25 protein-coding genes are annotated in these 21,983 nt (G+C 55.7%); 22 read left to right on the top strand and 3 right to left on the bottom strand.

Annotation, left to right across the window (positions count from 1 at the left end):
• Window positions 1-2 precede the first annotated feature (2 nt).
• The 9 genes from BN2591_RS14805 to mdcH all read left to right on the top strand — a co-directional run bounded on the left by BN2591_RS14805 (window position 3) and on the right by mdcH (window position 8,752).
• Window positions 3-1,493 carry a nicotinate phosphoribosyltransferase gene (locus tag BN2591_RS14805; RefSeq protein WP_086872658.1) on the top strand — a complete coding sequence of 497 codons (1,491 nt, stop codon included), beginning with the start codon at window positions 3-5 and terminating at the stop codon, window positions 1,491-1,493.
• 208 nt (window positions 1,494-1,701) lie between these two features.
• Window positions 1,702-3,357, top strand: coding sequence for a malonate decarboxylase subunit alpha (mdcA, locus tag BN2591_RS14795; RefSeq protein WP_086872656.1), 1,656 nt, complete (start codon window positions 1,702-1,704; stop codon window positions 3,355-3,357).
• Window positions 3,357-4,214 carry a triphosphoribosyl-dephospho-CoA synthase gene (locus BN2591_RS14790; RefSeq protein WP_086872654.1) on the top strand — a complete coding sequence of 286 codons (858 nt, stop codon included), beginning with the start codon at window positions 3,357-3,359 and terminating at the stop codon, window positions 4,212-4,214. Before mdcA ends, BN2591_RS14790 begins: the two co-directional genes overlap by 1 nt.
• Window positions 4,215-4,223: 9 nt before the next feature.
• Window positions 4,224-4,523 carry a malonate decarboxylase acyl carrier protein gene (gene mdcC, locus BN2591_RS14785; RefSeq protein ID WP_020455512.1) on the top strand — a complete coding sequence of 100 codons (300 nt, stop codon included), beginning with the start codon at window positions 4,224-4,226 and terminating at the stop codon, window positions 4,521-4,523.
• On the top strand, window positions 4,516-5,352 hold the full coding sequence (locus BN2591_RS14780; protein ID WP_086872653.1) for a biotin-independent malonate decarboxylase subunit beta: 837 nt from the start codon (window positions 4,516-4,518) through the stop codon (window positions 5,350-5,352). Before mdcC ends, BN2591_RS14780 begins: the two co-directional genes overlap by 8 nt.
• Complete coding sequence (gene mdcE / locus BN2591_RS14775) at window positions 5,349-6,149, top strand: biotin-independent malonate decarboxylase subunit gamma (RefSeq protein ID WP_086872651.1); 801 nt, start codon at window positions 5,349-5,351, stop codon at window positions 6,147-6,149. The genes BN2591_RS14780 and mdcE overlap by 4 nt, the downstream gene beginning before the upstream one ends.
• Window positions 6,150-6,270: 121 nt before the next feature.
• The gene (locus BN2591_RS14770; RefSeq protein ID WP_017459884.1) at window positions 6,271-7,230 is read left to right on the top strand and encodes an AEC family transporter; all 960 of its coding nucleotides are present in this window, start codon (window positions 6,271-6,273) and stop codon (window positions 7,228-7,230) included.
• Window positions 7,231-7,232: 2 nt separating this feature from the next.
• Window positions 7,233-7,853, top strand: a complete 621-nt coding sequence (locus BN2591_RS14765) for a malonate decarboxylase holo-ACP synthase (RefSeq protein WP_086872650.1) — start codon at window positions 7,233-7,235, stop codon at window positions 7,851-7,853.
• Window positions 7,850-8,752 (top strand): malonate decarboxylase subunit epsilon, encoded by a 903-nt coding sequence (gene mdcH / locus BN2591_RS14760; protein WP_086872649.1) that lies wholly within the window; start codon window positions 7,850-7,852, stop codon window positions 8,750-8,752. Before BN2591_RS14765 ends, mdcH begins: the two co-directional genes overlap by 4 nt.
• Here mdcH and BN2591_RS14755 read toward each other — a convergent pair.
• Window positions 8,736-9,680, bottom strand: coding sequence for a LysR family transcriptional regulator (locus BN2591_RS14755; RefSeq protein WP_086872647.1), 945 nt, complete (start codon window positions 9,678-9,680; stop codon window positions 8,736-8,738). The two genes, mdcH and BN2591_RS14755, sit on opposite strands and share 17 nt — an antisense overlap.
• Window positions 9,681-9,707: 27 nt before the next feature.
• A complete protein-coding gene (locus BN2591_RS14750; RefSeq protein WP_086872645.1) occupies window positions 9,708-11,612 on the bottom strand; it encodes an ABC transporter ATP-binding protein in 1,905 nt (634 codons plus the stop codon).
• Between the two features lie 169 nt (window positions 11,613-11,781).
• Here BN2591_RS14750 and kefG point away from each other — a divergent pair, with 169 nt between their 5' ends.
• The 4 genes from kefG to slyD all read left to right on the top strand — a co-directional run bounded on the left by kefG (window position 11,782) and on the right by slyD (window position 15,031).
• Entirely contained in the window at window positions 11,782-12,333 is a 552-nt protein-coding gene (kefG, locus tag BN2591_RS14745) for a glutathione-regulated potassium-efflux system ancillary protein KefG (RefSeq protein WP_208616145.1), read from the top strand.
• Window positions 12,333-14,138, top strand: a complete 1,806-nt coding sequence (gene kefB, locus BN2591_RS14740; protein WP_017459890.1) for a glutathione-regulated potassium-efflux system protein KefB — start codon at window positions 12,333-12,335, stop codon at window positions 14,136-14,138. The genes kefG and kefB overlap by 1 nt, the downstream gene beginning before the upstream one ends.
• Window positions 14,139-14,148: 10 nt before the next feature.
• The gene (locus BN2591_RS14735) at window positions 14,149-14,349 is read left to right on the top strand and encodes a YheV family putative zinc ribbon protein (protein ID WP_017459891.1); all 201 of its coding nucleotides are present in this window, start codon (window positions 14,149-14,151) and stop codon (window positions 14,347-14,349) included.
• Window positions 14,350-14,443: 94 nt separating this feature from the next.
• Entirely contained in the window at window positions 14,444-15,031 is a 588-nt protein-coding gene (gene slyD, locus BN2591_RS14730) for a peptidylprolyl isomerase (protein WP_017459892.1), read from the top strand.
• 158 nt (window positions 15,032-15,189) lie between these two features.
• Here slyD and BN2591_RS14725 read toward each other — a convergent pair whose 3' ends face one another.
• Window positions 15,190-15,408, bottom strand: coding sequence for a protein SlyX (locus BN2591_RS14725; protein WP_086872642.1), 219 nt, complete (start codon window positions 15,406-15,408; stop codon window positions 15,190-15,192).
• Between the two features lie 237 nt (window positions 15,409-15,645).
• On the opposite strand from BN2591_RS14725, the gene fkpA reads away from it, so the two are divergent.
• The 9 genes from fkpA to BN2591_RS14680 all read left to right on the top strand — a co-directional run.
• Window positions 15,646-16,497 (top strand): FKBP-type peptidyl-prolyl cis-trans isomerase, encoded by an 852-nt coding sequence (fkpA, locus tag BN2591_RS14720; RefSeq protein WP_017459894.1) that lies wholly within the window; start codon window positions 15,646-15,648, stop codon window positions 16,495-16,497.
• Between the two features lie 158 nt (window positions 16,498-16,655).
• Window positions 16,656-17,378 carry a helix-turn-helix transcriptional regulator gene (locus tag BN2591_RS14715; protein WP_017459895.1) on the top strand — a complete coding sequence of 241 codons (723 nt, stop codon included), beginning with the start codon at window positions 16,656-16,658 and terminating at the stop codon, window positions 17,376-17,378.
• A complete protein-coding gene (gene tusD / locus BN2591_RS14710) occupies window positions 17,378-17,764 on the top strand; it encodes a sulfurtransferase complex subunit TusD (protein ID WP_020455501.1) in 387 nt (128 codons plus the stop codon). The genes BN2591_RS14715 and tusD overlap by 1 nt, the downstream gene beginning before the upstream one ends.
• Window positions 17,764-18,123: a sulfurtransferase complex subunit TusC gene (gene tusC / locus BN2591_RS14705; protein WP_086872641.1), complete on the top strand. Its 360-nt coding sequence runs from the start codon at window positions 17,764-17,766 to the stop codon at window positions 18,121-18,123. Before tusD ends, tusC begins: the two co-directional genes overlap by 1 nt.
• 7 nt (window positions 18,124-18,130) lie before the next feature.
• Window positions 18,131-18,418, top strand: a complete 288-nt coding sequence (gene tusB / locus BN2591_RS14700; protein WP_086872640.1) for a sulfurtransferase complex subunit TusB — start codon at window positions 18,131-18,133, stop codon at window positions 18,416-18,418.
• Window positions 18,419-18,542: 124 nt separating this feature from the next.
• Entirely contained in the window at window positions 18,543-18,917 is a 375-nt protein-coding gene (gene rpsL / locus BN2591_RS14695) for a 30S ribosomal protein S12 (protein ID WP_003023654.1), read from the top strand.
• 97 nt (window positions 18,918-19,014) lie between these two features.
• A complete protein-coding gene (rpsG, locus tag BN2591_RS14690) occupies window positions 19,015-19,485 on the top strand; it encodes a 30S ribosomal protein S7 (RefSeq protein ID WP_007369802.1) in 471 nt (156 codons plus the stop codon).
• Window positions 19,486-19,584: 99 nt separating this feature from the next.
• Window positions 19,585-21,699 carry an elongation factor G gene (gene fusA, locus BN2591_RS14685; protein WP_020455498.1) on the top strand — a complete coding sequence of 705 codons (2,115 nt, stop codon included), beginning with the start codon at window positions 19,585-19,587 and terminating at the stop codon, window positions 21,697-21,699.
• 70 nt (window positions 21,700-21,769) lie between these two features.
• Window positions 21,770-21,983: GTP-binding protein (locus BN2591_RS14680; protein WP_227256966.1), on the top strand; the 214-nt coding region annotated here is incomplete at its 3' end.

Raw genomic sequence — 21,983 nt, 5'->3', positions numbered from 1 at the left:
TCATGAATATCAATCCAATTCTGGCTATCGACGGTTACAAAGTTTCGCACCGCGTGCAGTACCCGCAGGGGACGACGCAGGTTTACTCCAATTTCACACCGCGCAGCGACCGCTTTTTCCAGTCGCCGGTTGCCGACGGCAAGCTGGTGTTCTTTGGTCTGCAGGGTTTCCTGAAGTGGTTTATGGTCGATCTGTTCAACGACGGCTTTTTTGCCCGCCCGGAAGAGGAAGTGGTTAACGAATACAAGCAGGTAATGGATAACTATCTCGGCAGGGATGCCGTGGCGGTCGATCACATTCGTGCGCTGCACCGTTTGGGCTACCTGCCGCTGCACATCAAGTCGCTGGATGAAGGCAGTAAAGTGCCGATGAAAGTGCCCGTTCTGACCATTACCAACACCCGTGAGGAGTTTTTCTGGCTGGTGAACTACCTGGAAACAGTGCTCTCTGCCGAGCTGTGGAAGGCCTCCACCAATGCGACCATCGCGCACCACTACCGCAAAATCTGCGAACAATGGGCAGCCAAAACCTGCACGGATTTGTCGCATCTCGATTTCCAGTGCCACGACTTCTCGTTTCGTGGCATGGCTGGGCTGCACGATACAGCGCAGGCTGGCGCGGGGCACTTACTGAGCTTTAAAGGCACCGACAGCATTCCCTCTCTGCTGTATGCCCGCGACCACTACACCGGCGGCGAAGCGTACTTCATTGGTGCCAGCATTCCGGCGACCGAGCACAGCGTAATGTGCATGGGCGAACACGACCATGAAATTGAAACGTTCCGCCGCCTGATCGCCGATATCTATCCGCAGGGATTTGTCTCTATCGTCTCCGATACCTGGGATTACTGGCGCGTACTGACGGAATATACCCGTGAACTGAAACAGATAATCCTGGGGCGTGACGGGCGCGTGGTGTTCCGCCCGGACAGCGGTGATCCGGTGGACATTCTGTGCGGTACAGGCGCGGATGATGATACGAGTGCGGAGCGCAGCCCGGAGGAGAAAGGTTCGGTCGAAGTACTGTGGGAAATCTTTGGCGGCACGGTCAATGAGAAGGGCTACAAAGTGCTGGATCCGCATGTCGGCCTGATTTACGGCGACTCCATTACCCTGGCGCGTGCCAATGAGATCCTGCGCCGTCTGGAAGCCAAAGGTTTTGCCAGCTCTAACGTGGTGTTTGGTGTCGGCTCGTTTACCTATCAGTACAACACCCGGGACACCTTCGGTTTTGCGATGAAAGCCACCTGGGGCGCGGTCAACGGTGAAGGACGGATGATCTTCAAAGAGCCAAAAACCGATAACGGCCTGAAACGTTCGGCGCGTGGGTTATTACGTGTGGAGCGCGATGCGCAGGGCGAACTGCAACTGCACGACGAACAGAGCTGGGAGCAGGAAAAAGGCGGGGAGCTGAAAACCCGCTTCCTCGACGGCAAACTTTATCAGACCGAGCATTTTGAACAGATCCGCCAGCGCCTGGCGAACCAGCACTAATCCTCAATTGGCGGTACGCCCGTACCGCCAGCGCTATAAGCCTTTCTGTCGATGTGGAAATTGACGCACATCACAAATACTTTCATTTGATTATTACTCTCAGGCTAATGATTTGGCCGCCTCCTTAATTGATGCCTTTCTCACCACGTCGCACACTAAGCTCAGTGTTAAGCAAGTCAAAATGATGAGCTGAATCAGGAGGTTAATAATGTTATCTGGGCAAACGCCAGCACAGGTATGGAACACGCGGCGCAGCGAGAAACAGCGCCGCCTGGCGTCCATTCCCGTGCAGGGCAAGGTACTGCCGACCGGCGACCTTGTCGCCATGCTGGAAAAACTGATTGCGCCGGGCGACCGCGTGGTGCTGGAAGGGAACAACCAAAAACAGGCGGATTTCCTCTCGCGAACACTTGCCGAAGTCAACCCGCAGAAAGTCCATGATCTGCATATGATTATGCCGAGCGTCGGGCGCAGCGAACATCTGGATATTTTTGAAAAGGGCATTGCCCGCAAGCTGGATTTCTCTTTCTCAGGCACGCAGAGTCTACGCATTTCGCAACTGCTGGAAGATGGTCTGCTGGAGATCGGCGCGATCCACACTTACATCGAACTTTACTCCCGCCTGTATGTGGATCTCTGCCCGAATGTGGCGCTGATTGCCGGTTATAAAGCGGACCGCAAAGGCAACCTCTACACCGGCCCAAGTACCGAAGATACCCCGGCGCTGGTGGAAGCCGCCGCCTTCCGCGACGGCATCGTTATCGCCCAGGTCAATGAACTGGTGGATGATGAATGTGACCTGCCGCGCGTTGATATTCCCGGCTCCTGGATCGATTACGTGGTAGTCGCTGACAAACCGTTCTTTATCGAGCCGCTGTTTACCCGCGACCCGCGCCTCATCAAGCAGGAACACATCCTGATGGCGATGATGGCGATCAAAGGCATCTACGCCGAGCATCAGGTGCAGTCGCTCAACCACGGTATCGGCTTTAACACCGCGGCGATTGAACTGCTGCTGCCGACTTATGGTGAGCAGCTCGGGCTGAAAGGCAAAATTTGTAAACACTGGACGCTGAACCCGCACCCGACGCTGATCCCGGCGATTGAAAGCGGCTGGGTGGAAAGTGTGCACTGCTTCGGCGGCGAACTGGGGATGGAAGAGTACATCCGCGCCCGCCCTGACGTGTTCTTTACCGGTGCCGACGGTTCCATGCGTTCCAACCGCGCGTTCTGCCAGTTAGCGGGTCAGTATGCGGTCGATATGTTTATCGGCTCGACGTTACAAGTCGATGGCCTGGCGAACTCCTCGACTGTAACGCGCGGTCGTCTCTCCGGCTTTGGTGGCGCGCCAAATATGGGTCACGACCCACACGGTCGCCGCCACGCCACACCGGCCTGGCTGAACATGATCACTGAACCTGATCCGATGCAGCGCGGTAAAAAACTGGTGGTGCAGATGGTGGAAACCTTCCAGGCCGGAGCGAAACCGACATTCGTGGAAAAACTCGATGCGGTGGAGGTGGCGAAAAGCGCCGGTATGCCGCTGGCGCCGGTGATGATTTATGGCGATGACGTGACGCACGTGCTGACCGAAGAGGGGATTGCTTACCTCTATCGCGCTGAAAGCCTTGAAGAGCGCCGGGCGATGGTCGCGGCGGTGGCAGGCATCACCGATATCGGTCTGGGCGTTGACGCCAAACGTGTCGCCCAGCTTCGCCAGAGCGGCAAAGTGGTCTATCCGGAAGATATGGGCATTCGCCGCACTGACGCGACCCGTTCGTTGCTGGCGGCCAGCAGCGTCGCGGATCTGGTTGAGTGGTCCGGCGGTCTTTACAACCCACCTGCGAAATTCCGGAGCTGGTAATGAAACTTCTGCCACGGATTGACGCTGAAGGCGGTGCCGAATGGTTGGCGCGAACCGCCACACTGTGTCTGATTGACGAAGCACGATTAAGCCCGAAGCCCGGTCTGGTGGACAGCCGGGGGAATGGCGCGCATCACGATTTAACGCTCGAACTGATGGAGCGTTCCGCGCATAGCCTGACCCCCACGTTTCAGGCGCTGGCGCAACAAAGCTGGCTGCGGCCAGCGGATGTGGCGCTCAGACAAACCATCGGGCGATTAGGTCGGGAAGGTGAGCAGCAGATGATGGCGGCCACCGGTGGCGTGAATACCCATCGCGGTGCGATCTGGGCATTAGGGTTGTTGGTAAGCTCGGTGGCCATGTCGGGCGGTAACGCAACGGCACAGGCCATTGTCGCCACGGCCGCAAAGCTGGCGCAACTGCCGGATGACGCTGCACCGAAGCTGTTCAGTAAAGGGCTGCGCGCCACCCACCGTTACCGGGTGCCAGGCGCGCGCGAAGAGGCGCAGCAAGGCTTTCCGCACATTATCAAGCTGGCGCTGCCGCAATTGCAGCACAGCCGCCAGCGCGGCAGCAGCGAAGCACAGGCGCAGCTTGATGCGTTGATGGCCATCATGACCTCGCTCAGCGATACCTGCGTGCTTTCCCGCGCGGGTCTGGAAGGTCTGGAGGCGATGCGCCAGGGCGCGAGTGCGGTGCTGCACGCCGGTGGTGTTGCGTCAATTGCGGGCCAGCAAGCGTTAGCCGAACTGGACGCGCGGATGCTGGCGCTTAACGCATCGCCGGGCGGCGCGGCAGATTTACTCGCGGCGACACTGTTTCTCGATCGCATGACCACGCCTTATTTAGCGAATTAAGAGGAAGTTATGGAACACATTACGATAACCGTGCCTGCTGGCCGCGCATTACGCGGTAAAGCGCTGGCGGGCGTTGTGGGCTCCGGGGATATGGAGGTGTTATTCACCGCCGACCAGGGGCAAACACTGACAATTGAAATTACCACCTCCGTGGATAACAGCCGTGGACGCTGGGAAGCGCTGTTCAACCGTCTCGGTCTGGTAAGCACGCTGCCTGCGGGCCAGCTTGTGATCCACGATTTCGGCGCGACGCCCGGTGTGGCGCGCATCCGTATCGAACAGGTATTCGAAGAGGTGAGCTATGCGTGACGATCGCAGTTTTATCGAACTCAAAGCGCGCCAACGCGCGCAGGCGCTGCTCGATGACGGCAGCTATCGCGAATTACTCGACCCGTTTGAAGGCATCATTTCACCGTGGTTAGGCCCGCAGGGCATTGTGCCGCAGGCCGATGACGGCATGGTGGTCGCCAAAGGCACCATCAACGGCCAACCTGCTGTGGTTGTCGCGATTGAAGGCGCGTTCCAGGGCGGCAGCATGGGCGAAGTCTCCGGCGCGAAAATGGCGGCGGCACTTGAGCTGGCGGCAGAAGATAACCGTAACGGCATCCCGACTCAGGCGGTGCTGTGCCTTGAAACCGGCGGCGTGCGTTTGCAGGAAGCGAACCTTGGGCTGGCGGCGATTGCTGATATTCACGCGGCGATTGTTGACCTGCGCCGCTACACGCCGGTTATCGGCATCGTTGCCGGTACGGTTGGCTGTTTCGGCGGGATGTCTATCGCTGCTGCGCTCTGTAGCTACCTGATTGTGACGCGCGAAGCCCGTCTTGGTCTGAACGGCCCGCAGGTTATCGAACAGGAAGCCGGGATCGAAGAGTACGACTCCCGCGACCGTCCGTTTATCTGGAGCATGACCGGCGGCGAAGTGCGGTATCGCAGCGGGCTGGTGGATGCGCTGGTCGGCGACGGCATCCATGCGGTGAAACAGGCGATGAACGAGGCGATTGCCAAAGGCGTACCTGCTCAACATCGCACCGATAACTACGACGATTATCTGCAACGTCTGACCCGCTTCGACACCCGCAAACAAGCGGATGCCGAACAGATCAGCGCGTTGTTTGCCGGGGAGGGGAAAGCATGAGTACGACAGTAAGCCGCGGCGCGTTATGGCTGGAAAAACTGGCGCCGAATGCGCAACGTCTGAGCGGGCTGTGTCCGTCTGTACAGGCAGCCGATGGCAAGGTTAACGGTGAAGCGGTGCGTTTTATCGCCGTGGTGCCGGATGCCAACAACCATTATCCGCGTGCAGCGAAAGGTGAAGTTGGCCTGCTGGAAGGCTGGACGCTGGCGAAAGTGGTGAGCGAAACCGTTGCCGCTGATGCCAACAACAGCGTGAAGCGCCCCATCATTGCGGTGATTGATGTACCAAGCCAGGCCTATGGTCGTCGTGAAGAAGCCTTTGGTATTCACCAGGCGCTAGCCGGTGCGGCGGCGGCCTACGCCAATGCGCGTCTGGCGGGCCATCCGGTGATTGGTTTGATCGTCGGTAAAGCGATGTCCGGGGCGTTTCTGGCCCACGGCTACCAGGCGAACCGCCTGATCGCCTTTAACGATGCCGGTGTGCTGATCCACGCGATGGGTAAAGAATCGGCGGCGCGTATTACCTTGCGTACCGTGGAAGCGCTGGAAAAACTGGCGGCCACCATTCCACCGATGGCTTATGACATCAGCAACTACGCGACGCTGGGGCTGCTTTCCGACTTGCTCTCTATCAGCAATCCGGACGCCCCCTCAGAGGCCGATCTGGCGCAGGTGCAGCGCACGTTGCACCAGGCCATCAACGACGCGCGTCAGGACACCACGTTGAAAAACCGTCTCGGTGCTGACAACCGCCGCAGCTCCGCTCTCGTGCGCGAACGCATGAAAGCGAGCTGGTAAGTAAAAAGAAACCTGCCAGATAGCAACGCATGGGCGCGCGCGCCGCGCTCATGCGCTACTGAAAATAATAACCATCGCGCTAGTGCTATTTCTTTTCCTTTTAAAGGCTTACAGGTGATTTATGACTTACGTAATTGTTCATGCCCTCGCACCGATCTTCGTCATCATGTTGCTGGGTTTCTGGGCGGGAAAGGCCAAAATGGTCGATAACAAAAACGTTTCCCTGCTGAATATCTTTGTAATGGATTTTGCCCTGCCGGCTGCGCTGTTTAGCGCCACGGTTCAGACGCCGTGGAGCGGGATCATCGCCCAGTCTCCGCTGATTGTGGTGCTGGTGCTCTCCATGTGGATTACCTACGCCGCCATCTATTTTCTGGCGACGTCCGTATTCAAAAAATCGCCGCAGGATGCCGCCGTGCTGACGCTGACTGTCGCCCTGCCGAACTACGCCGCGCTTGGCCTGCCGATTCTGGGCAGCGTGCTGGGTGAAGGCCCGTCGACCTCGTTGTCAGTAGCGGTTTCCATTGCGTGTGGTTCAGTGCTGATGACCCCGTTCTGCTTACTGATCCTTGAGCGTGAAAAAGCACGCGCTGCGGGCGGTAATACCGGTTCTACGCTGGCGATGCTGCCGGTGCTGATGTGGCGTTCGGTGAAAAAACCGATTGTCTGGGGGCCGCTGCTGGGTGTGGTGCTGTCCGCTATTGGCATAAAAATGCCGGAACTGGTGCTGGCTTCGATTAAACCGCTGGGCCTTTCCGCTACGGCTGCGGCGCTGTTCCTGACCGGGGTTATCCTCTCTGCGCGTAAACTTGCCATCAATACCATGGTGATTTCTGCCACCATCACCAAACTGCTGATCCAACCGGCGATCGCATGGGGGATTGTGCTGGTGCTGGGTCTGCACGGCTCGGTGGCGATCACCGCGATTCTGATGATTGCGCTGGCTGCCGGTTTCTTCGGGGTGGTATTTGGTAACCGCTTTGGCGTGCAATCGCCGGATGCAGAAGCTGTACTGCTGTTGAGCTCTGTGCTCTGTATCCTGTCGTTGCCGCTGTTTATCTCGCTGACTTCAGGAATGTAATTATGACCACAACATTACGCCCGCACGATCTGCTCTGGCTTCGCGCACAAGATGCGCTGGAAGGGGTAACCGAACCCTGGGTCGCAGAGTACTGGCACGCTGGTTTGCCGGTGGTAGTGCGGCGTGATGTTGCACAAGACGGTCGCATCCCCGTTGGCGTGCGCGGCCTGCGCCGCGACCAACGTGCTGCGGGGTGGGTAAAGCCTGAACAGGTTATCCGTGTGGTCTCACCCGAACAGCTGGTCGCACCGCAGGAACTGCTGCGTTCGCCGTTTATCTCCCAGCCGCCGGTACAACTGGCGCTGCAACTGGCGCAGTTTTCCTGGCCGTGGACATGGGGCGTTACCGGTAGCACCGGTTATGCGCTGGCGACCGGTATTCCGGTTATCCATGCGACCAGCGATCTCGACGTGCTGATCCGCGCGCCGGAACCGCTTTCTACCCGCGATCTGGCCCGCTGGCAACAGCAGCTTAGCGGCGGGCTTTGCCGGGCGGATACCCAGGTAGAAACTCCAAACGGCGGCTTTGCCTTAGCCGAGTGGCTACGCGACTGGCGAGTGATGCTGAAAACCAACCACGGGCCGCGTCTGGTGAGCGACCCCTGGCAAAGGGAGGATTCATGAAGATCATCTTTACTTTTCCGGGGCAGGGGACACAACGCCCGGGAATGTTACAAGCGCTTCCCGGCAGTGAAATGGACGAAGCCCGCGAGGTGTTGGGTACAGAAATTGAGACCCTCGATACCGCCGAATCGCTAAAGCATACCCGCGCGGTACAACTGGCGCTGTTGATTGCCGGTGTCGCCTGGGCGCGTGAATTACAGCGGCGTGGCGTGCATGTTGATATCACCAGCGGCCTGTCGATTGGCGCGTATCCGGCGGCGGTGATTGCTGGTGCGCTCGATTTTCAGGATGCGCTGCGGCTGGTGGCGTTGCGGGGTGATTTGATGGAACAGGCGTATCCGCACGGTTACGGGCTGACGGCGATTATGGGGCTGACGTTGCCCACGGTCGAAACGTTAATCGAAGGTAGCGGGGCGTATATCGCTAATCTCAATGCCGAAACGCAGATTGTTATCGCCGGTAGCGATGAAGCGATGGCGCAAGTGGCGCAACGGGCATTAGCAAAAGGGGCGAACAAAGCGCAGCGTCTGGCGGTCAGCGTACCTTCCCACTGCGCGTTACTGGAGAAACCCGCCGCAAAACTGGCGCAGGCGTTTGCGAATGTCACGCTCCGCCGCCCGCAGTGCGCTTATTTAAGCGGCAGCACCGGGCGCGTGTTATGGCAGCCGGAGAAAATCGCCGACGATCTGGCGTGGAATATGGCGCGTACCGTGCGCTGGCAAGAGGCGGTGGTTGCCGCTAATGAACGTGATGCGCGGCTGGCGATTGAAATGCCGCCGGGCGGTGTGCTGACCTGCCTGACCAGGCAGGCCGCATGGAACGGCGAAAGCATTTCGCTGGAACGCAACGGTGTGGATGTGGCGGTGCATCTGGCGAATCGCCTCAGGATGCAGGCGTAATGTTTTCTTGCAGGCTGCGGGCGTACATGCGGCCTTCCGCCGCCAGCGCCAGCAAGTTGGGATCGCGCTCGCGGTTGCGGGAAAAGACAATGGCGATCAACTGCTGCATTTGATATGGCTCGGCGAGGCGCAACATCTGCACGGATCCTTCGTAGACTTTTTTCATTCTTCCCGGCATCAGCGTAAATCCGACGCCCGCCTGCACCAGGCTTAACATGGAGAAGATGTCATTGACGCGGGTGACAATTTCCGGCTCAAACCCGGCAATGTGAAACGCCTCCTGAAACCCGGCGTAAGTGGCGAAGCCTTCAGCCAGCGAGACAAATTTTTGCGTGCGGTAATCCCGCAGATCGGCGAGCGTATCGGTTTTTAACGTCGCGCTCGCCGGTGCGGCAAGGAAGATGTCGTCATGAAACAGCGGCAGGACTTCGAGGTTGTTGCGGTCGATTTCGCTTTCTGAAATAGAGATCAAAATCGCGTCGAGTCTGCTTTCCTCAAGCATCTGCAACAGCGTTTCGTTTGAACCCATCGTCAGATCCATCTCCAGATCCGGACGCCGTAATTTCATTCCCATTATCAGGCGTGGGACGGTTTCCAGCGTCAGGGAGTAGAGCGTGCCGACACGCAACCGTCCCTGGCCGACGCCGGCAGTTTTACGCGCTTCATCCAGCCCGCGCTCCATCAACTGCGTCACTTCCTGGCAATACTCCAGCAATGTCCACGCGGCAGGCAGCGGGATGAGATTACGGCCTTTATGGGCAAACAGCGGGCAACGGACATTCTCTTCCAGCGTATGCAGCGCACGGTGTACGCTGACACCGCTGAGATTGAGCGCTTCGGCGGCGCGCGCAATATTGCCCTTTTCCATAAAGGCCATAAAGATAGCCAGCTTGCGAAACGTAATGTCGTTGGTGATATCCAGATTCATAAGCTCTCTCGCCGCCGTTGTTGCCGGTTACTCCCCCTGCAACATGGCTTCCAGTTGCTCGTGCGCGTCCAGCCAGGCCATTTCGCACTCTTCAAGGCCCGATTTTGCCGCCGCCTGCTGTTGCAAACAGGTGGTTAGCTCTGCTTTACGGCTTTGATCGTAAAGCCCGCTGTCACCGAGTTTTTCTTCGGCCTGCGCAAGCTGCGCGTTGAGTTTTTCCATCTCTTTTTCCAGCCGGGCAATCTCTTTGCGCAGCGGCTGAGTTTGTGTGCGCAGCTCCGCTTCCCGGCGCTTCTGATCTTTGCGCGCCTGGGCGCTGTTGGCGCTCTCTTTTACCGACTCCGCAGGCTGGCTTTCCTGTTTTTGCACGTCGCTCAGCCACTGCTGGTAATCTTCCAGATCGCCTTCGAACGGCTCTACTTTGCCGTCGTGCACCAGGTAGAGATCGTCGGTGGTGGAGCGAATCAGGTGGCGATCGTGCGAGACGACCACTAACGCGCCTTCAAACTCAATCAGCGCTTCGGTCAGCGCCTGGCGCATATCCAGATCGAGGTGGTTGGTCGGTTCATCGAGCAGCAGCAGGTTCGGGCGCTGCCAGACGATCAACGCCAGCACCAGACGCGCTTTTTCGCCGCCGGAGAAGCGTTCAGTTATTTCTGTGACTTTATCGCCCTGGAAACCAAAGCCGCCGAGATAATCGCGCAGTTTCTGCTCCAGCTCCTGCGGTGCCAGGCGCGCCAGGTGCTGCAACGGCGATTCGTCAGCGCGTAAAAATTCCAGTTGATGCTGGGCGAAGTAACCGAGCTTGATACCTTTCGCCAGCCCGATTTCCCCGCTCTGCGCCGCCAGTTCACCCGCCAGCAATTTAATCAGCGTGGATTTCCCCGCGCCATTACGTCCCAGCAGGCCAATTCGCGAACCCGGCACCAGATTCAGCTTGATGGCGTTAAGAATGGTGCGATCGCCGTAACCTGCGCTCACTTTTTCCATCTTTAACAGCGGATTGGGCAGGCTTTCCGGCGGGCGGAAGCTGAAGTGGAACGGGTTATCAACATGCGCCGGGGCAATCAATTCCATGCGCTCGAGCATTTTGATACGGCTTTGCGCCTGTTTCGCTTTACTGGCTTTCGCTTTAAAACGGTCGATAAAGCTTTGCAGATGAGCCACACGCTGCTGCTGGCTTTCGTAGGTGGCCTGCTGCTGGGCAAGGCGCGTGGCGCGCTGGCGCTCAAACGAGCTGTAGTTGCCGGTGTATTCGAACAGGCTTTGCTGCTCAATATGCAAAATTTTGTCCACCACCGGATCGAGGAAATCGCGGTCGTGGGAAATCAGGATCAGCGTTCCCTGGTAGCTTTTCAGCCATTTTTCCAGCCAGATCACCGCGTCGAGATCGAGGTGGTTGGTCGGTTCATCAAGCAGCAGTAAGTCGGAGCGGCAAATCAGCGCCTGCGCGAGGTTTAAACGCATACGCCAGCCACCGGAGAAGTCGCTGACCGGGCGCTCTAGCTGTTCGTTGCTAAAGCCCAGACCGTGCAGCAGGCTGGAGGCGCGCGAGCGAATGGTCCACGCGTCAATTGCGTCGAGCTTTCCGTGCACGGTGGCAATCGCGTGCCCATCGTTACGTTCGTTGGCGGCGTTCAGCTCGGCTTCAAGCTTGCGGTATTCGCGATCGCCATCGATCACATAGTCTATGGCCGCTTCATTCAGCGCCGGCGTTTCCTGGTTCACCCAGGCCAGTTGCCAGGTGCCGGGATAGGTGAAGCTGCCGCCGTCGGCGCTAATCTCGTTTTTCAACAGCGACAGCAGCGTTGATTTGCCGCAGCCGTTTTTACCTACCAGGCCTACTTTCTGGCCCGGGTTAATGGTGGCTGTGGCGTTATCCAGCAGGACACGCACGCCGCGACGAATTTGTAACGAGGAGAAAACAATCATAAGGCGCCGTATGTTCAGACTATGTTAATTTGTCATTATGATAATGTAAGCGTGCGGCCAAAAGACGCACCAGGGCCGCAATGGTAGCCCAAAATGAAGATGATAGACAAAATCATTCTGGCAGCGCCCACAGGCCGCTCGCCAGAGTTTGACGCCCGGGAGGGAAATGATGTCGCAGACAGCGAAAGTGTTGCTGCTGTATGCCCATCCGGAATCACAGGACTCGGTGGCTAACCGGGTTTTGCTTAAGCCGGCAACGCAGCTGCAAAATGTCACGGTGCACGATCTTTATGCCCGTTACCCTGACTTTTTTATCGATATTCCTTATGAACAGGCGTTGCTGCGTGAGCATGACGTCATTGTGTTTCAACATCCGCTCTATACCTACAGTTGCCCGGCGCTGCTCAAAGAGTGGCTTGACCGAGTGTTAAGCCGCGGTTTTGCCAGCGGCATTGGCGGGAACCAACTCGCGGGAAAGTATTGGCGCAGCGTGGTCACGACCGGGGAACCGGAGGCCGCGTATCGCCACGATGGGCTTAACCGCTACTCCATGAATGATATTTTGCGCCCGTTTGAGCTGACTGCCGCCATGTGCCGTATGCACTGGTTAAGCCCGATTATTGTCTACTGGGCGCGCCGGCAACAGCCGCAGGAGTTGGCGAGTCACGCGAAAGCTTATGGTGACTGGCTGGCGTCACCGTTGCCTCCAGGAGGCCGTTAATGGAAGGTTCCGCGCTCTTACTGGCCGGTGTGTTGTTTCTTTTTGCGGCGGTTGTCGCCGTTCCGCTCGCCGCGCGTTTAGGGATTGGCGCGGTGCTCGGCTATTTGCTGGCGGGTATCGCGATTGGCCCGTGGGGGCTGGGGTTTATCAGCGATGTTGATGAAATCCTCCATTTCTCCGAGCTGGGCGTGGTGTTCCTGATGTTTATCATCGGGCTGGAGCTGAACCCGCGAAAACTTTGGGAGCTTCGGCGCTCAATTTTTGGCGTGGGCGCGGCGCAGGTGCTGCTCAGTGCGGCGATCCTCGCCGGGCTGCTGATGTTGACGCAATTCTCCTGGCAGGCGGCGGTGATTGGCGGTATCGGTCTGGCGATGTCCTCCACCGCGATGGCGCTGCAACTGATGCGCGATAAAGGCATGAACCGCAGCGAATCCGGCCAACTGGGATTTTCGGTGCTGCTGTTTCAGGATTTAGCAGTGATCCCGGCGCTGGCACTGGTGCCGCTGCTGGCAGGCAATGGCGACGAGCATCTCGACTGGATGAAGGTTGGCATGAAAGTGCTGGCATTCGCGGGCATGTTGATCGGCGGGCGTTACTTGTTGCGGCCGGTGTTCCGCTTTATTGCCGGTTCCGGCGTGCGTGAAGTGTTTACCGCCGCGACGTTACTGTTGGTGCTTGGTTCGGCGCTGTTTATGGATGCGCTAGGGTTATCGATGGCGCTGGGAACCTTTATCGCCGGCGTGCTGTTAGCGGAGAGCGAATATCGCCACGAGCTGGAAATCGCTATCGAGCCTTTTAAGGGGCTGCTGCTGGGGCTGTTTTTTATTTCCGTTGGCATGGCGCTGAACCTCGGGGTGCTCTATACCCATCTGTTATGGGTGGTGCTGAGCGTGGCGGTGCTGGTGGCGGTGAAATCACTGGTGCTGTACGTGCTGGCGCGAATATACGGTTTGCGCAGTTCGGAGCGGATGCAGTTCGCCGGTGTGTTAAGCCAGGGCGGTGAATTCGCGTTTGTCTTGTTTTCTTCGGCGTCTTCTCAGCGCTTGTTCCAGAACGATCAAATGGCGCTGCTGCTGGTGACCGTCACGTTGTCGATGATGACCACGCCGCTGCTGATGCGCGGCGTGGATAAACTGCTCTCGCGACGCTTTAACACCCCGGAAGATGAAGATGAAACCCCATGGGTGGAAGACGACAAACCCCAGGTTATTGTGGTGGGATTTGGGCGTTTTGGTCAGGTGATTGGCCGCCTGTTAATGGCAAATAAGATGCGCATTACCGTGCTGGAGCGCGATATCAGCGCCGTCAATCTGATGCGGAAATATGGTTATAAGGTCTATTACGGGGATGCAACCCAGGTGGAGTTGCTACGTTCGGCGGGCGCGGAAGCGGCGCAATCGATCGTCATCACCTGTAATGACCCGCTGGATACGATGAAGCTGGTGGAGATTTGCCAGCAGCATTTTCCGAACCTGGCAATCCTGGCGCGTGCTCGCGGGCGTGTGGAAGCGCATGAACTGCTGCAGGCCGGTGTGACGCAATTTTCCCGCGAGACGTTCTCCAGTGCGCTGGAGTTAGGGCGCAAGACGCTTATTTCGCTGGGTATGCATCCGCATCAGGCTCAGCGTGCGCAACTGCACTTTAAACGTTTAGATATGCGTATGCTGCGCGAACTGATGCCGGTGCATACCGATACGATGCAAATTTCCCGTGTCCGCGAAGCGCGGCGCGAGCTGGAGGAGATTTTCCAGCGTGAAATGCAGCAAGAGCGTCGCCAGCTGGATGGTTGGGACGAGTTTGAATAAGGGGAATCGAATGGCTGTACGAAAACGTTTTATCGCCGGGGCGGTTTGCCCGGCCTGCCAGGCGAAGGACTCAATGGCAATGTGGCGTGAGAATAATGTCGATATTGTTGAGTGCGTTAAGTGTGGGCACCAGATGCGTGAAGCGGATAAAGAAGCCCGCGAGCATGTTCGCAAAGATGAGCAAGTGATTGGGATTTTTCATCCGGACTAGCGAGATCGGGCAGCTTTTTTTAAGCTAAAGGGTACACGGGTGCAGAATTCCGCTACAATCTGCGCCAGTAATTTTCCCACGCTCAGGAGATATCATGAAAGTAGCAAAAGACCTGGTGGTCAGCCTGGCCTATCAGGTACGTACAGAAGACGGTGTATTGGTTGATGAGTCTCCGGTGAGTGCGCCGCTGGACTACCTGCACGGTCACGGTTCCCTGATCTCTGGTCTGGAGAACGCGCTGGACGGTCACGAAGTCGGCGACAAATTCGATGTGGCTGTTGGCGCGAACGACGCTTACGGTCAGTACGACGAAAACCTGGTACAGCGCGTACCGAAAGACGTCTTTATGGGCGTTGACGAGCTGCAGGTTGGTATGCGTTTCCTGGCGGAAACCGACCAGGGCCCGGTACCGGTAGAAATCACCGAAGTGGAAGACGACCACGTTGTTGTTGACGGCAACCACATGCTGGCTGGCCAGAACCTGAAGTTCAACGTTGAAGTTGTCGCTATTCGCGAAGCAACCGAAGAAGAACTGGCTCATGGCCACGTTCACGGTCCGCACGGTCACGATCATGACCACGACCACGATCATGACGGTTGCTGCGGCGGCCACGGTCACGATCATGGCCATGACCACGGGAAAGGTGGTTGCGGCGGTAATGGCGGTTGCGGCTGCCACTAATACGCGTCGTCTTTCGCGTTGCAGGGGCGTTGGCTTCGCTTTTCAAACCCCAGTCGCATAGTTTTCTGTGCTCCCGGGGATTTTCAAGTTTGCCGCCTGCCTGCAACTCGATATTCATAGCGTCATTGATAAGCGGGGAAACCCGCTTTTTTTACGCCTCAATAATGGGGCGGCGGCGTCTCTTCTGAAGGGGATGCCATGTGCGAAGGCTGGCTGGCTTTGAGTTTTTCAGCCATTAACCGCAGATGTTCACGCAGCTTCGCCATTTCCAGTTCATGGGCGACAACCGTCTGGTTTAATTCCTCGATGGTCATCTCCTGAAAAGCCAACCGGCTTTCCAGTTCTGCCAGTCGCGCTTCTGTTGTTAACTCTTGCATACATCACCTCTGGATTGCGTCCGGCCCGATTTTCGTTAAACGGCCGAATTTTACTGAACTTTGCCGCCAGGTACAGCTCTGGCAAAGAAAAGCAGAAACTTATTTAAACAAAAATAGTCAGAAAACAGGTGAATTCAGGTGGTGTCCTTATGTTGATTTCCACCGCAACGCTTTATAGTACGTCTCTTACTTTTTGTTTAACCCTGGGGCGAGATGCCCCGGCCCCTGGAGAAATGGATGAAATCACTGTTTAAAGTCACGCTGCTGGCGACCACGATGGCCGTCGCCCTTCACGCACCGATCTCTTTCGCTGCCGATGCTGCTGCAAAGAAAGAACCGGCTGCAGCAGCTGACAGCAAAGCGGCATTTAAAAATGACGACCAGAAATCCGCCTATGCACTGGGCGCTTCGCTGGGCCGCTACATGGAAAACTCGCTGAAAGAGCAGGAAAAACTGGGCATCAAACTGGATAAAGCTCAGCTGATCGCCGGTGTTCAGGACGCGTTTGCCGATAAGAGCAAACTGAGCGACCAGGAGATTGAGCAAACTCTGCAAGCGTTTGAAACACGTGTGAAAACTGCCGCGCAGGATCGCATGGAAAAAGACGCTGCTGATAACGAAGCGAAAGGCAAAGCCTTCCGTGACACCTTCGCTAAAGAGAAAGGTGTGAAAACGTCCGATACCGGTCTGCTGTACAAAGTAGAGAAAGAAGGTACTGGCGATGCACCGAAAGACAGCGACACGGTTGTTGTGAACTACAAAGGTACGCTGATCGACGGTAAAGAGTTCGATAACTCTTATACCCGTGGTGAGCCGCTCTCTTTCCGTCTTGACGGTGTTATCCCTGGCTGGACCGAAGGCCTGAAAAACATCAAGAAAGGCGGCAAGATCAAACTGGTTATCCCACCGGCGCTGGCTTACGGGAAAACTGGCGTTCCGGGCATTCCGGCTAACTCCACGCTGGTTTTCGATGTCGAGTTGCTGGATATCAAAGCCGCACCGAAAGCAGATGCCGCAGCGCCAGAAGCAGCTCCGGCTGCGGGTGATAAAGCCGCTGATGCGAAAGCTGCAGACACCAGTAAGAAATAAAATTGCAATAGCGCCGCCTTCGGGCGGCGTTTTTTTTTGCAGCAGGGATATAATTCTGGAAAGCTTAACCTACGATGTATTAATTTATATCCCCATATAAATACTGAGCCTGCCCTGAAAACATAACGACAGGCTCCTGAAAAGGAGTGTTTTTTTTCATGTCCAGGTCGCTATTAACCAACGAAACCAGTGAGCTTGATTTGCTGGATCAACGTCCTTTCGATCAGACCGACTTCGATATCCTCAAATCCTATGAAGCGGTGGTGGACGGGTTAGCGATGCTCATTGGCAGCCACTGTGAAATCGTTTTGCACTCCCTGCAAGATTTGAAATGTTCCGCAATCCGTATTGCCAATGGCGAACACACAGGGCGTAAAATTGGCTCGCCCATCACCGATCTCGCTCTGCGCATGTTGCACGATATGACCGGTGCCGACAGTAGCGTATCGAAGTGCTACTTCACGCGCGCGAAAAGCGGTGTGCTGATGAAGTCCGTCACTATCGCTATTCGTAACCGCGATCACCGCGTGATTGGTCTGCTGTGCATCAACATGAATCTTGATGTGCCGTTCTCGCAAATCATGAGCACCTTTGTGCCGCCGGAAACGCCAGATGTTGGCTCTTCGGTGAACTTTGCTTCCTCGGTGGAAGATCTGGTCATGCAAACGCTGGAGTTCACCATTGAAGAGGTTAACGCCGATCGTAACGTTTCTAACAACGCCAAGAATCGCCAGATCGTACTGAACCTCTACGAGAAAGGCATTTTCGATATCAAAGACGCTATCAACCAGGTCGCCGATCGCCTCAATATTTCAAAACACACCGTGTATCTCTATATCCGCCAGTTCAAAAGCGGCGATTTTTCCGTACAGGATCGTTAATGCGTTTTGCCCTGATGGTCACCGGCCCGGCGTACGGTACGCAACAGGCCAGCAGCGCGTACCAGTTTGCGCAGGCGCTACTGGATGCCGGACATACGTTGGCAAGCGTCTTTTTTTATCGCGAAGGGGTGAGCAATGCGAACGCGCTCACGGCACCCGCCAGTGATGAATTTGACCTGGTTCGCGCCTGGCAACGCCTGCATGAGGAACACCAGGTCGAGTTGCATATCTGCGTTGCTGCCGCGCTGCGCCGCGGTGTTGTTGATGATGCCGAAGCACAGCGGCTGGCGCTGCCTGGTGCAAATCTGCAAGCCGGATTTTCACTGACCGGTCTTGGCGCGCTGGCGGAAGCCGCGCTCTCTTGCGATCGGGTGGTGCAATTCTGATGAAACGTATCGCCTTTGTATTTACTTCTGCGCCGCATGGCTCCTCTTCGGGTCGCGAAGGGCTGGATGCGTTGCTGGCGACTTCTGCGTTTACCGACGATATCGGCGTGTTTTTTGTTGGTGATGGTGTATTCCAGTTGCTGGCCAATCAGCAGCCGGATGCGGTATTAGCGCGCGATTACATCGCGACGTTTAAAGTTCTGCCGCTTTATGACATCGATCAGTGTTGGCTGTGTGCGGCTTCGCTGCGTGAGCGTGGGTTAGGCGAGGAGACAACATTCGTGTTGCCGGCTCAGCGCCTGGAGCCGGACGCGCTACGCGAAAAGCTGGATAATTACACCGTCGTTCTGACCTTTTGAGGCATTTATGCTGCATACCTTGTCCCGCTCTCCCTGGCAGTGTGATATGGCGTCGATGCTCCGTTTGCTGCGCCCCGGCGACGATCTGCTGCTGCTTTCAGATGGCGTAACGGCGGCCCTGCAAAACGGGCGTTATGTTGAGTTATTGCTAAACGCCCCCATAACAGTGCACGCGCTGAATGACGACATCGATGCCCGTGGTTTGGGTGGTCAAATTTCAAGCAGCGTCGTCAGGGTTGGCTATACTGATTTCGTTAGCCTGACGGTGAAAAACGCTGTTCAGATGCATTGGTAATGTGTGATCGCTGTATATTTCTTGACACCTTTTAAGCACAGCCATAAAATTCTGCGTCCTCATATTATATGAGGTCGTTTTATTACGTGTTTACGAAGCAAAAGCTAAAACCAGGAGCTATTTAATGGCAACAGTTAACCAGCTGGTACGCAAACCACGCGCTCGCAAAGTTGCAAAAAGCAACGTGCCTGCGCTGGAAGCATGCCCGCAAAAACGTGGCGTATGTACTCGCGTATATACTACCACCCCGAAAAAACCGAACTCCGCACTGCGTAAAGTATGTCGTGTTCGTTTGACCAACGGTTTTGAAGTGACTTCCTACATCGGTGGTGAAGGTCACAACCTGCAGGAGCACTCCGTGATCCTGATCCGTGGCGGTCGTGTAAAAGACCTCCCGGGTGTTCGTTACCACACTGTACGTGGCGCGCTCGACTGCTCCGGTGTTAAAGACCGTAAGCAATCTCGCTCCAAATACGGCGTGAAACGTCCTAAGGCTTAATGGTTCTCCGTTAAGTAAGGCCAAACTGTTTTAACTTTAATGTCAAACTAAACTCTTAGAGTTTTGGACAATCCTGAATTAACAACGGAGTATTTCCATGCCACGTCGTCGTGTTATTGGTCAGCGTAAAATTCTGCCGGATCCGAAGTTCGGATCAGAACTGCTGGCTAAATTTGTCAATATCCTGATGGTAGATGGTAAAAAATCTACTGCAGAAGCAATCGTATACAGCGCGCTTGAGACCCTGGCTCAGCGTTCTGGTAAAAATGAACTGGAAGCTTTCGAAGTAGCTCTCGAAAACGTGCGCCCGACTGTAGAAGTTAAGTCTCGCCGCGTTGGTGGTTCTACTTATCAGGTTCCGGTTGAAGTTCGTCCGGTTCGTCGCAATGCTCTGGCAATGCGTTGGATCGTTGAAGCTGCTCGTAAACGCGGTGATAAATCCATGGCTCTGCGCCTGGCGAACGAACTTTCCGATGCTGCAGACAACAAAGGTACTGCAGTTAAGAAACGTGAAGACGTTCACCGTATGGCCGAAGCCAACAAGGCGTTCGCTCACTACCGTTGGTAATCCCTTCGGAGTTTTAGTCACATGGCGGGCGCTTCAAGTAAGTAGCCCGCCGTTTGGCAACTTAAATCTGAACGCCTAAAGAGACAAACGAGGAATCAAATGGCTCGTACAACACCCATCGCACGCTACCGTAACATTGGTATCAGTGCGCACATCGACGCCGGTAAAACCACGACTACCGAACGTATTCTGTTCTACACCGGTGTAAACCACAAAATCGGTGAAGTTCATGACGGCGCCGCAACCATGGACTGGATGGAGCAGGAGCAGGAGCGTGGTATCACCATTACCTCCGCAGCGACTACTGCATTCTGGTCTGGTATGGCGAAGCAGTATGAACCGCATCGCGTAAACATCATCGACACCCCGGGGCACGTTGACTTCACCATCGAAGTAGAACGTTCCATGCGTGTTCTTGACGGTGCGGTAATGGTTTACTGCGCCGTTGGTGGTGTTCAGCCGCAGTCTGAAACCGTATGGCGTCAGGCAAACAAATATAAAGTTCCGCGCATCGCGTTCGTTAACAAAATGGACCGTATGGGCGCTAACTTCCTGAAAGTTGTTGGTCAGATCAAAACCCGTCTGGGCGCGAACCCGGTTCCGCTGCAGCTGGCAATTGGTGCTGAAGAAGGTTTCACCGGTGTTGTTGACCTGGTGAAAATGAAAGCCATCAACTGGAACGATGCAGACCAGGGCGTTACCTTCGAATACGAAGATATCCCGGCTGAGATGCAGGACCTGGCTGACGAATGGCACCAGAACCTGATCGAATCCGCTGCTGAAGCTTCTGAAGAGCTGATGGAGAAATACCTGGGTGGTGAAGAACTGACTGAAGAAGAGATCAAAAAAGCTCTGCGTCAGCGTGTTCTGAACAACGAAATCATCCTGGTAACTTGTGGTTCTGCGTTTAAGAACAAAGGTGTTCAGGCGATGCTGGATGCGGTAGTTGACTACCTGCCGTCCCCGACTGACGTACCTGCGATCAACGGTATCCTGGACGATGGTAAAGATACTCCGGCTGAGCGTCACGCAAGTGATGAAGAGCCGTTCTCTGCGCTGGCGTTCAAAATCGCTACCGACCCGTTTGTTGGTAACCTGACCTTCTTCCGTGTGTACTCCGGTGTGGTTAACTCTGGCGATACCATCCTGAACTCCGTGAAAGCTGCACGTGAGCGTTTCGGTCGTATCGTTCAGATGCACGCTAACAAACGTGAAGAGATCAAAGAAGTTCGCGCTGGCGACATCGCTGCTGCTATCGGTCTGAAAGACGTGACTACAGGTGACACCCTGTGTGACCCGGATCACCCGATCATTCTGGAACGTATGGAATTCCCGGAACCGGTAATCTCCATCGCGGTAGAACCGAAAACCAAAGCTGACCAGGAAAAAATGGGTCTGGCTCTGGGCCGTCTGGCGAAAGAAGACCCGTCATTCCGCGTATGGACTGATGAAGAATCTAACCAGACTATTATCGCCGGTATGGGTGAGCTGCACCTTGACATCATCGTTGACCGTATGAAACGTGAATTCAACGTTGAAGCGAACGTTGGTAAACCTCAGGTTGCTTACCGCGAAGCGATTCGTGCGAAAGTTACCGATATCGAAGGTAAACACGCTAAGCAGTCTGGTGGTCGCGGTCAGTACGGTCATGTTGTTATCGACATGTACCCGCTGGAGCCGGGCTCTAACCCGAAAGGTTACGAGTTCATCAACGACATCAAAGGTGGTGTAATTCCTGGCGAATACATCCCGGCCGTTGATAAAGGTATCCAGGAACAGCTGAAATCTGGTCCGCTGGCGGGTTACCCGGTAGTTGATCTCGGTGTGCGTCTGCACTTCGGTTCTTACCACGACGTTGACTCCTCTGAACTGGCGTTTAAACTGGCTGCGTCTATTGCCTTTAAAGATGGCTTTAAGAAAGCGAAACCAGTTCTGCTTGAGCCGATCATGAAGGTTGAAGTAGAGACTCCGGAAGAGAACACCGGTGACGTAATCGGTGACCTTAGCCGTCGTCGCGGTATGCTGCGCGGTCAGGAATCTGAAGTTACTGGCGTTAAGATCCACGCTGAAGTTCCGCTGTCTGAAATGTTCGGATATGCAACTCAGCTGCGTTCTCTGACCAAAGGTCGTGCATCTTATACTATGGAATTCCTGAAGTATGATGATGCGCCGAACAACGTTGCTCAGGCCGTAATTGAAGCCCGTGGTAAATAAGCCGCAGGGTTAAAACCAAAGTCCCGTGCTCTCTCCAAAGAGGGAGAGCACTATAGTAAGGAATAAAGCCGTGTCTAAAGAAAAATTTGAACGTACAAAACCGCACGTTAACGTCGGTACTATCGGCCACGTTGACCATGGTAAAACTACTCTGACCGCTGCAATCACTACCGTTCTGGCAAAAACCTACGGTGGTTCTGCTCGCGCATTCGACCAGATCGATAACGCGCCGGAAGAAAAAGCTCGTGGTATCACCATCAACACATCTCACGTTGAATATGACA

The sequence above is a fragment of the Kosakonia pseudosacchari genome (genome assembly GCF_900184035.1).
GTDB classification, from domain to species: Bacteria; Pseudomonadota; Gammaproteobacteria; order Enterobacterales; family Enterobacteriaceae; genus Kosakonia; species Kosakonia pseudosacchari.
This window is presented reverse-complemented; position numbering and strand designations above follow the sequence as displayed.